At 71.2% G+C, this 10,108-nt stretch carries 9 protein-coding genes and 1 pseudogene; 7 read left to right on the forward strand and 3 right to left on the reverse strand.

Features of this window, described 5'->3' with window-relative positions; translation table 11 throughout:
• The first annotated feature begins 105 nt into the window (after positions 1–105).
• The 4 genes and pseudogenes from AB0M92_RS34505 (at position 106) to AB0M92_RS34520 (ending at position 1,745) form a co-directional block, all read left to right on the forward strand.
• Entirely contained in the window at positions 106–309 is a 204-nt protein-coding gene (locus AB0M92_RS34505) for a hypothetical protein (RefSeq protein WP_366106311.1), read from the forward strand.
• Positions 306–1,181, forward strand: coding sequence for a hypothetical protein (locus AB0M92_RS34510; RefSeq protein WP_366106312.1), 876 nt, complete (start codon positions 306–308; stop codon positions 1,179–1,181). Before AB0M92_RS34505 ends, AB0M92_RS34510 begins: the two co-directional genes overlap by 4 nt.
• A 108-nt stretch (positions 1,182–1,289) precedes the next feature.
• Positions 1,290–1,412: pseudogene (locus AB0M92_RS34515) on the forward strand (IS5/IS1182 family transposase); the annotation flags it as partial.
• Positions 1,413–1,598: 186 nt separating this feature from the next.
• Positions 1,599–1,745, forward strand: a complete 147-nt coding sequence (locus tag AB0M92_RS34520) for a hypothetical protein (RefSeq protein WP_366106313.1) — start codon at positions 1,599–1,601, stop codon at positions 1,743–1,745.
• Between the two features lie 147 nt (positions 1,746–1,892).
• On the opposite strand, the gene AB0M92_RS34525 is transcribed toward AB0M92_RS34520, so the two are convergent.
• Both AB0M92_RS34525 and AB0M92_RS34530 read right to left on the reverse strand, forming a co-directional pair.
• On the reverse strand, positions 1,893–3,077 hold the full coding sequence (locus tag AB0M92_RS34525; RefSeq protein ID WP_366106314.1) for a kelch repeat-containing protein: 1,185 nt from the start codon (positions 3,075–3,077) through the stop codon (positions 1,893–1,895).
• A gap of 157 nt (positions 3,078–3,234) precedes the next feature.
• Positions 3,235–3,429: a hypothetical protein gene (locus AB0M92_RS34530; protein ID WP_366106315.1), complete on the reverse strand. Its 195-nt coding sequence runs from the start codon at positions 3,427–3,429 to the stop codon at positions 3,235–3,237.
• Between the two features lie 226 nt (positions 3,430–3,655).
• Between AB0M92_RS34530 and AB0M92_RS34535 the strand changes: the two genes are divergently transcribed.
• Positions 3,656–4,090 (forward strand): SRPBCC family protein, encoded by a 435-nt coding sequence (locus tag AB0M92_RS34535; RefSeq protein WP_366106316.1) that lies wholly within the window; start codon positions 3,656–3,658, stop codon positions 4,088–4,090.
• Between the two features lie 612 nt (positions 4,091–4,702).
• Here AB0M92_RS34535 and AB0M92_RS34540 read toward each other — a convergent pair.
• On the reverse strand, positions 4,703–5,692 hold the full coding sequence (locus tag AB0M92_RS34540) for a winged helix-turn-helix domain-containing protein (RefSeq protein WP_366106317.1): 990 nt from the start codon (positions 5,690–5,692) through the stop codon (positions 4,703–4,705).
• Between the two features lie 378 nt (positions 5,693–6,070).
• Here AB0M92_RS34540 and AB0M92_RS34545 point away from each other — a divergent pair, with 378 nt between their 5' ends.
• Both AB0M92_RS34545 and lanKC read left to right on the forward strand, forming a co-directional pair.
• Positions 6,071–6,601 carry an RICIN domain-containing protein gene (locus AB0M92_RS34545; RefSeq protein WP_366106318.1) on the forward strand — a complete coding sequence of 177 codons (531 nt, stop codon included), beginning with the start codon at positions 6,071–6,073 and terminating at the stop codon, positions 6,599–6,601.
• 362 nt (positions 6,602–6,963) lie between these two features.
• Complete coding sequence (lanKC, locus tag AB0M92_RS34550) at positions 6,964–9,558, forward strand: class III lanthionine synthetase LanKC (protein ID WP_366106319.1); 2,595 nt, start codon at positions 6,964–6,966, stop codon at positions 9,556–9,558.
• Positions 9,559–10,108: the final 550 nt, after the last annotated feature.

Below are 10,108 nucleotides of genomic sequence, written 5' to 3' on the forward strand. Positions count from 1 at the left end.
GGCGAACTGCGCGACGTCGAACCTTGTTTGTGCATAACGGTGAGCGGCCCACGTCAGGATCCCTACGATGGTGTCTCCTTCTCGGGGATGTGGGATGAGATGACCATGAACACAGCCGACCGGCGGCGCGTTTGGCTCGCGGCGCTGGCAACGTTAGCCACGATCGCCGGGGTTCTGGCGACGTTGTGGGCCACGGACACCATCGGCGGCGATAAGAACGAATGCCGAAACCACGCGGTGTGTGGTCGCGAGAACCAAACCAACTTCGGTGACGGTACGAATGCTTCGACCGGAGGATCTGGCCGGTGAAGGCGTACGGCATCGCTGCCGCGATGACGCTGGGGGCAGGGCTGCTGCTGATGGGCTGCTCCACGAACGAGTGCTCCGCTGGGTCGGTTTGCGGTAACAGCAACGCAGTCGGCTCGGAAACTGCCGGGGGTTCAAAGGCGCAAAGCGATGCGCCTCTGTCCTTCACGGTCGAGGAGGTGAATCCCTGGGACAGCTGTGATGGCGGAGCGGGTGTGGTGTTCATGAAGCCACCTACGCTTGACGAGGCGGCGGCCGAACTTGGGCGAAACCGGACCGTAACCACCGCAGAGGAAACAGCCGCGTTCTGGAAGCGGTTGGAGAGCTTCGGTGGAACCCACGACGCGGCCCCCGCAGACCTCACCATCATTCGGCTCAACGTGCAGGGGAGGAGCGGGCACGCAGTCACGGTGAAGGACATTTCCGTCAAGCAGCAAGAGTCCCTGCCGCTGCCGAAGCAAAGCCTGCGCCTGCGGTACGCCGGCGGCTGCGGTGACGCGAACATGAGTCGATTCGCGGTGAACCTCGACAAGAAGTCACCGAAGCTTGAGTTCAAGGACGGCCAAAGCGACACGGGCTCGATGCGCGTACGGGGGTTCCCCGTCAAAGTCTCCGAGAGCGATCCCGAGAATTTTGTCATCGTTGCATTCACTTCGGCTGGTCTGCACCGATTCAGCCTCTCGATCGAGTGGTCGAGCGATGGCGCCTCCGGTGCCACTGAGGTGAAGAGTAAAGATCAGAAGGAGTTCGCAGTGGCCTCCGGAAATGGCGGGCCGCAGTACAGCTACGGCCAAGACGGCAAGTTCCAGCCCATTACCTACAGGATGAATCCCGAGGACCCGTTCGGTGAGATTCCGCCAGAGGCCTCACCTTGATGGCGAAGGCGGCCCGGCCGGCAGGATCTTTGAGGGGCCTCGACGTGGATGGTTCGCCTGCTGAGCACTGGGTGTGACGCGTTACCGCTTCGTGGCGGCGGTCCGCTGTGGTGGGCGGACGGGACACGGGAGCGTCTGCTCCAGCAGGTCCAAGCGGCAGCGGACGCGACGGGGGGGCTCGACCGCAACGTCTCGGTCGTCTCGATCGACACGACTGTCGTGCGGGCGCATCGGCTCCGGGAGCTGCGTTGAGGTAGACGCCCAGGAGCTGGGTGCGGGAGGGGGCCGGGACCTCCCGGAGGGGGACGTCGTGGTCCCGTCCGTGCCGGATGGCGGCCTTGCCGCCCGACGCGTGCACGTTGCGTACCCAGTGGGCGCCAGTGCCCGGCATCGACACCACGTGGCGGCCTGCACTATGTGGTCGCTCTCCTGAAGAGGGCCACCGGCCACCAGCCGTCCACCGCCGAGACGGCCCGACTGGCGCTGCACGACCTTGGCTTCCCCGTGCTGGCTCTGGCGTACGGGAGCCTCCTCTCCGACGGGCACCCCGCCCACCGCGAGTAGACCCGAGGAGGCCGGCCCCGTGTCGAAGGGCCGTGCGGGGGCTGCGTGATGCTCACCTGGCTGGGCCTGTCGCCCTCAGGCAGGCCTGTCAGCGTGGCGGGGCGCGCCTGCCGGAAGGCGGGCCGGGGCTGTGGGTATGCCCGGGGGTCACGACGGGTCGTTTGCCTTGGGTACGCGGTAGGGCAGGCCCGTGACGGGCGGCGCCGGCGGGGTGTCGCGGAGAACGGTCCCGGGCGGGGCGCCGCCCGGGACCGGGCTGAGGAGGTCGTCCGTGAGGCCGTCTGCCGGGAAGGGGGCCGGTTCGGGCGCCGATGTCGAGGGCTTCGGCTCGGTGCCGTCCTTGGCGGGGGTGTGCTCGATGGCGAACGCCTCGACGACCGCGGTGTCGGAGCTGCTGTTGTTGGTCTGCCCGCCGACCGCGTAGACGCAGCTGCGCCGGGTGTTCTTCGGGCACGGCGCGGCGGCCGCGCCCAGCTCCCGGTGCGGGGTGGGCATGGAGGGAAGGGTGACCCAGGCGTTGGCTGCGGGACTGTACGCCTCGACCGTGTCCAGGGTGGTGCCGTTCAGGCCGCCCAGGGCGTAGACGCAGCCGTCGGCCATGCCGTCGGGGCAGGGGGCGAAGGCCCCGCCGAGTCCGTCCCCGCGGCGGGTCGGCATGTCGGGCAGGTCCATCCAGGCGTTGGTCACCGGGCTGTAGACCTCCGCCGCCGCGAGGGTGCCGTCCGGGCTGAGGCCGCCGAAGGCGTATACGCAGGCGCCGTGCAGCCCGAGGCCCTCGGGACACGTACCGGCGGCGCCGGCGTGCCCGATCCGGCGGACCCGCAGCGGGGGCAGCGTCGCCCAGGTGTTGGTGGCGGGACTGTACGCCTCCACGGTGGTGAGGATCGCGTCGGCGACGGCCATCGAGTTCCCGCCGAAGACGTACACGCAGGCGCCCCGCAGGCCCAGCTCCTCGGGGCAGGGTGCGGTGGCCGCGGCCATGGCGGCGCGCGGGGTCGGCATCGGGGGTAGGCTCAGCCAGGCGTTGGTCTCGGTGCTGTACGCCTCGTTGGTGGCGAGGGCGGTGTTGCCCTGGGCTCCTCCGATGGCGTACACGCAGTCGCCTTTCACCCCGCCGGGGCACGGCGCGGTCGTCGACGCCAGGGAGTTGCGCGCCGTCTTCATCGGGGGCAGCGTGGCCCACACGCTGGTGGCGGGGCTGTACGCGACGAATCCGGCCGACGTGCTGTCACCGCTGAGGGCGTACACACAGGTACCGCCCAGCCCGTCCGGGCAGTGCGCGGCGGTACTGGCGAGCCCGGCGCGCGGCTGGGGCAGCGGCGGAACGGTCACCCACACCCCCTGGGCTGCCGCGGACGTCGCGGTCGACAGGGCCAGCAGGGGAGCCAGGGCCGCGACGGCAAGCCGCCTCCAGCCGTGAGGTCTCGAATTGCTTCGCAGGGCGCGCCTCATGGGCACCTCTCTCAGGAAATGCCCCGAATCCGGATCATCAGGGCATCGCGAAGTTACCGAGATCATGTGACGGGCGCTCACCGGAGCGGCCGAACAGCCCAATCCGGCGCTCTCCGGGAATCCGGTACCGGTACCGGATCACCGCGCGTGGCTCGTCGGCGCTGATCAGTTTCAGGCGCGGCTCGCTCGCGGTGTCGAGGAGTACGTCCAGCAGGTCCAGGGTCTCGTCCATACCGGAACAACGGGAGACGGCCGGACGGGTCACCCGCGGTTGATCCGCACGTTGCCGCGAGCGGTGGGGGCTGTCTGGTCCGGTAAGTGGGCCCGTTCGGGGCTTCACCGCCTGGCCCGCGGGCCACACGTGCTGCCAGGGGGCAGGGATCGTGTGCCCCTGCGGGAGCCGGTCGGACCCGAGACCACCGGCTTCCGCTTCTTCACCCACAGCGAGGAGACCCGTCGTGTCGCTGGTCAAGGAGTCGATCGAGGTCAACGTTCCGGTGCGCACCGCGTATGACCAGTGGACGCAGTTCGAGTCGTTCCCGCAGTTCATGGACGGGGTGGAGCGGATCGATCAGCTGACGGACACGCTCACGCACTGGGTGACGAAGGTGGGCGGGGCGAAGCGAGAGTTCGACGCGGAGGTCACCGAGCAGATCCCCGACACGAAGGTCGCCTGGGTGACGGTCGGCGGGGAGAGCGACCAGTCGGGCCTGGTCACCTTCGAGCCGATCGATGCGTTCCATACGCAGATCACGCTGATGATGGACTTCGATCCGGAGGGTGTGGCGGAGAACATCGGCGACGGGCTCGCCTTCGTCGACCGACTGGTCAAGGGGGACCTCAAGCGGTTCAAGCACTTCATCGAGGACCGCGGTACCGCCACCGGCCAATGACGCGGACGAGTCTGATCCGCGCCCCCGCTCAGGAATCTGCGGGGCGGGCGGCCGTCGTGCGAACGCGGCGCGGCGACCGCATGCGGCGCCGCTCACCGACTGCACGAGGCCCGCGCCCGCGCCTCGGGCGCCGTGGAACACGGGCCGCCTTCTCCTGCCCGCTGAGCCAGTTAAGAAACACATAAAGATCGAGCCGGCGCCGGAGCGGTTTCCCGGCACCGCAACACGGTGGCTTGCGCCCTCTCCGAGAGTGCAAGCCACCGTCATGTCCGGGCGCCCGTACGCCGGGTACTGGGGTTCGGGGCGGTGGCCCGCACCGGCACCCGGGGGGAAGGGGTGCCGGTGCGGTCACCAGCCGCGGCGGTCGTCCGTCCGCGAAAACGCCGCCGTCACGACGCCGTGTGTCCCCGATCGGGGTCTGTAAACGGTCTGAGCGTGTCCTGTTGGTGAGCGGCCGGCCCGGGGCCCGCGATCGTCCGCCGCTGGTACTCGCGGCCGCGGCCGCCTCCGATCCCGGGCGGCGGGCCGTGGTCGCAGTCGCCCGAGACTGCGGTGGGCTACGACCGCTTTCCGTCGCGCCCGGGCCGGCCGCCGGCCGTCAGCCGCCGGCCGTCAGCCGTCGAGGAGCGCGCGGCCCAGCGGGGAGAGGCTGTGGCGGACCGCGGAGCCGTCCCGGCAGGTCGTCAGGAGGCCCGCGGAGCGCAGGACCGAGGCGTGGTGGCTGGCGGTGGCCGGTGATGTGCCCGTGCGGCGCGCCAGTTCGGTCGTACCGGCCGGTGCCCGGACGGCGCGCAGGAGGCGGGCGCGGGTCGTGCCGAGCAGAGCGGTGAGGCCCCCTCCCGCACCCGCCGCCCCCGGGGCCACCACGGACGCGCAGTCGGCGAGGGAGCGGGCCATGGGGTAGCGCAGGACGGGCGGACGGCCGCCGTCGGCGTTGTCCATCAGGACGAGCGGCCTCTGGCAGAAGAAGGTCGGGACGAGCAGGATTCCGCGGCCCGCCAGTTCGAGGTCCGTGTCCACGTCGCAAGGGACCGACAGGACGCCGGGCGACCAGCCGATGTCCGCATGCAGCGAGCCGAGCAGCCCCTCGACGCCCGAGTCGACCGTCGCCAGGGCCCGCTGGACGCGCTCGGTGTGCGCCGTCGCCACGAGCTGGGCCCAGTACGGTGCGACGGCCAGGGCGTGGTAGTCGTGCAGCTGGCGGCGGACGAGCTCGCCCCAGGCCCGGTCGCCGCGGTGCAGGGCGTGGATCCAGCGGGGGGCCGTGGGCCGCAGGATCCGGGTGGCCAGCCAGTCCGCCGTCCATTGGACGCGCGGCAGCGACCAGGTGTGGTCCAGGCTGTCGGCGAGGTCGGTGGCAGCCGCGTGGACGAACGCCTCCGGTACGTATTCACCCGGCCCGGCCGGGGCCAGTTCCAGCAGTGGCCGCATCTGTGGCTGCAATCCGAGGCGGGTTCGCTCGCGCCATCCGCCCAGGGCGACCCCCGCCGACCCTCCGGTCTGGAGCAGCGGAAGGCTCAGGACCGTCTCCGCCAGGGGGTCGGGCGCCTCGGCAATGCGGACGCGAGCGAGGTCTTCGGCGGTGAAGTGGATGCGTAACACCGACGTGTCTCCAGGGGATCGGCGTGCGGGTGCGGGTGCGGGTGCGGGTGCGGGTGCGGGTGCGGGTGCGGGTGCGGGTGCGCGTGCGGCGTGCGCGTGCCGCGCGGCAGCCGGGGGCCGGCACCGAGCCCTCCCGGTCCTCACTCCACCGACCTCCCTGGACACCCTAGCCACGGGGCCCGCGGGCGACGGGCCGAGGCCGCGAGATGTCCGAATTCGGTCCAGCTCGAAGGGCTTTGAGGGTGAGGGTGCCGGGCCGTGAAGCTGGCTCGCGTACGGGGGCGGAACCGTCCGCGTCGCACCTCCGCGGCGCCGACGGACTTCCGGCCGGCCCCGCCGGTTCCCCACCACACCACGGATCAGGGAGAAGACCGCACCATGACGTTACGCACCTCGCTCGCCGTCAGTACCTCGCCGGCCGTCCGCGCCGCTCTCGCCCTCGGCGCGGCGCTCTCGGCGACTGCCCTGCTCACCACGCCGGCTCACGCCGGGGTCAGCGGTCAGTACGAGTTCAGGAACGCGGCCACCGGCAAGTGCCTGGACGTGCGCGCCGGTTCCAAGGACAACGGCGCTCTGCTCCAGCAGTTCAGTTGCAACGGAAAGGGCAACCAGACGTTCATCGTGAGCTTCCAGGTCGACGACCCGACTTCGATGCTCTCCGCGCAGCATTCGTACAAGTGCATGATGTCGGCCGGCACGGCGCCGGGGTCCCAGGTCGTCCAGCGTGACTGCGACAACCTGTCGAGCATGCGCTGGGAGTTCGTCGAACTCGGTGGCAACTCGGTGACGATCAAGAACATGGCCAGCGGGCTGTGCCTGGACGACGGCGGGCAGCCGTCGGGCAGCCGCCGCGAGGTGCGCCAGACGGTCTGCACGGGCGCCGCGACCCAGGTCTGGAACCGCTTCTGACGGATGGTGGAGCCCGGCGGTGCGGCCACGGACGCCCGAACGCCGTCCCGGCAGCCCGCATCGCCGGTCCCGCCCCGCGGATCAGCCCTGGGCGGGCCCGGGCCGGGCGCCCGGGCCGCATCCCCGGCCGGTGAGCCTGCCGTGCCCGCGCACGCGCACGCGGTCCCCGTTTCTCCGGCTCGTTCCGTGGGGACGCGTGCGGCCGGCAAAAGTGCGGGCGGCGGTACTTCTGCCGGTGGAACTGCCTGGGCGGGGGAGAGCGGGAATGGTCTTCTGAGGTCACAGCAGCGGGGCGCCCTCCCAAGCCGGACGGCCGCCGCTCGACAGACCGTCGCACGTACTGCCGTGCAGAAGAAGAGGAGGTGGAACTCGTGGAGAAGGCCAACCACCTCGCCTACTGCCGGGCGGACGTGAAGTTCTACGACCACCCGCCCGCGTCCCGTGCGGGCGAGCCGTTCCCGGCGACCGGGCGTCCCGCGCCCGCCGGCTGGCGTCGTGCCCGGGCCGGCAACTGGGTGTACCTGAGCCCTTGCGACGCCCGGCTCCCCGAGCAGGGCTGGAAGGTGCACGTCTCGGTCACGGCCGACGACGCGGCCCAGGTCATCGACAAGGTGTGGGACTACTGCGTTTCCCGCTCCGTGACGTTCAAGTTCCTGCCGGACCCGCGCGTACACCAGTCCGCCAACAGCAAGTACGCGCCCCGCGGCGGCAGCGGCAAGCTGATCACCGTCTATCCGGCCGATGAGGCCGCCCTGAAGACGGTACTCGACGAGCTGGATGCCGTCCTCGCCACCTACCGCGGCCCGTACATCCTCAGCGACCTGCGGTGGCGGCAGGGGCCCTTGTACGTGCGCTACGGGGGCTTCGCCCGCCGGGAGTGCCTGTCCGAGACCGGTGAGCGCACTCCTGCCGTCGCACGCCCCGACGGGGTACTGGTCCCCGACGAGCGCACTCCGGTCTTCAGGGTTCCCGCCTGGGCCCCGGTGCCCGATTTCGTCGCGGAGCAGATGAAGGCCGGCGGTGGCGGCGAGGACGCACCCGCCTTCCCGTACAGCATGGAGAAGGCCCTGCACTACTCCAACGGCGGCGGCATCTACCTGGCCACCGACGAGGCCACAGGACGCCGCGTCGTGCTGCGGGAGGCCCGCCCCATGGCGGGCCTGGACGGAGCGGGCGACGACGCGGTGGTCCGGCTGCACAGGGAAGCGGCGACACTGCGCCGCCTGTCCCATCTGGATTGCGTTCCCGCACTCCTGAACACGTTCACCGCCTGGGAACACCATTTCCTGGTGCAGGAGTACATCGAGGGCCAGACGCTTCAGCAGTTCGTGGCCACCGCGAACCCGCTGACCGTGCCGGGCCGCGACGCGAGCCGGCGCCGGGAGTACGTGGACACCGTGCTGGACGTCCTGGACCAGCTCGAAGGCGTCCTCAAGGCCGTCCACGCCACCGGTACGGTCTTCGGCGACCTGAGCCCCAGCAACGTGATGCTCCGCCCGGACGGGCGCATCGCGCTCATCGACTTCGAGATCGCCCACCGGCCCGGCACCCAGGACCCCGAGCCCAGCATCGCCACACCCGGCTTCGTCGCCCCGCACGCCACCGGTTTCGACCGGGACCGCTACGCGCTGGACAGTCTGCGCCTCGCCCTGCTGCTGCCGTTGACCACGATGCTGGACATCGACCCGGCCCGCGCCGGACTCCTCGTCGAGGCGGCGGCAGGACTCTTCCCGCTCCCGGCCGCGTGGAGCGAGCGCGTACGCCGCTCCCTGACCCCTCCCGGTGTCACGGCACGCTCCGGACGCAAGGAGGCGACGCTGTTCGCCGCGGCCGCGGACGACCCGGCCTCACCAGCGGCCCGCGAGCTGACGCAGGCTCTGGCCGCCGCCATCGAAGCCAGCGCCACCCCCGAACGCACTGACCGGCTCTTCCCCGGCGAGCCGACCACCCTGTACGACGGCGGCTACACCCTCGCCCACGGCGCCTCGGGCGTCCTCTACACGTTGACCGCCGCCGGACATCGGACCGACCCCGAACACCACGAGTGGCTGTGGCAGGCCACCCACCGGGACGTACAGCACCGTCCGGGTCTGTACGACGGGCTGCACGGAGCCGCCCTCACCCTGAGCCTCCTGGACCGGCACGACCAGGCCGTCGACGTCCTCGACCGGGCCGCCGCCCTGACCACCGGGGCGACTCCGTCCGGTCTGTACGAGGGACTGGCCGGCATCGGACTGAACCTGCGTCATCTCGCGCGGGCCCTGGACGTGCCCGGCCTGCAGACCCGTGCGCTGGAGACGGGCGAGCGGCTCGCCGCGCGGCTCGCCGGGGCTGCCGGTGCTGTCGGTGCCGGGAGGGTGCCCGCGGGCCGCGTCGGGCTGATGCGCGGCTGGAGCGGACCGGCCGTGTTCTTCGTCGGCCTCTACGAGGACACGAAGGAGAGCCGGTATCTGGACCTGGCGCGCCAAGCCGTCCGCCTCGACCTGGAGAGGTTCCACGCCGCCGTCGCGGCGAAGAACCAGCCCGCGGCGCCGCCGACCCTCGGGTCGGGGAGCGCGGGCATCGCCGTGGCCCTGGCCGGCTACCTCCGCCACAGTCCCGGGGACCCCCTCACCGACACCCTCGCGACTCTGCACACGGCTCTGGACCTGGACTTCACCGCGTACAGCGGCCTCGTCGCGGGCCGGTCGGGCCTGGCCGCCACCCTCGCCCACAACGGGGTCGCCGAGCGCCAACCGCATCTGGCGGACGCTCTCACCGGCCACGTCCGCGACCTCGCCTGGCACGCACTGCCCTACGAAGGCGGCATTGCCACCCTCGGCGCCCAGAACATGCGCCTGTCCATGGACCTGGCGACCGGTACGGCGGGTGTCCTCCACGCCCTGCACACGGTCTCCGGCCGCCTGCCCGTACTGCCCCTGATCCCCCGCCCCTGCGAAAGGGAGGAACGACTGTGAAAGCGAGCACCGCGCCGCGGTACTTCGACGAGGGGGGTCTGCGAAGACGATGCACCACGGCCCGGGGCAAGTGGCCATAGCCCTACGGCGCAGTGCCGTCCTGGACGGCAGTTGTTTTCCGCTCGTACATCATCACGCTCGAAGGAGAATTTCCATGAACACGATCCTCGACCTCCAGGACCTCACCCCCCAGACCGAGTCGGAGGAGCTGGACGGCGCCATCGGTCAGAGCAGCACCATCTGGTACTGCAAGACCGGCGTCAAGTAAGCGGCAGGTTCCGCTGTCGCCGGGGCCGTTCTGACCGCTGAACAGCCCGGCTGACCGGCGGGGGGGGGCAAAGCCCCACCCCGCATCGGGTGGGACCGCGGGGAACTCCCGCGGTCCCACCCGGAACACAAACGCCGCAGGGAGGAACAGTCCTTGACGGTCCACCAGGGACCGACAGGCCTCCCCGCGTCCATACGAACGCGACAGAAGCCGCGCGCGGGACCCCCTTCCCCGTGCCCACGGCAGACGGCCGGGCCCGGACATCCACGACGGATGTCCGGG

It is taken from the genome of Streptomyces sp. NPDC051582, assembly GCF_040681715.1.
Lineage (GTDB): Bacteria > Actinomycetota > Actinomycetes > Streptomycetales > Streptomycetaceae > Streptomyces.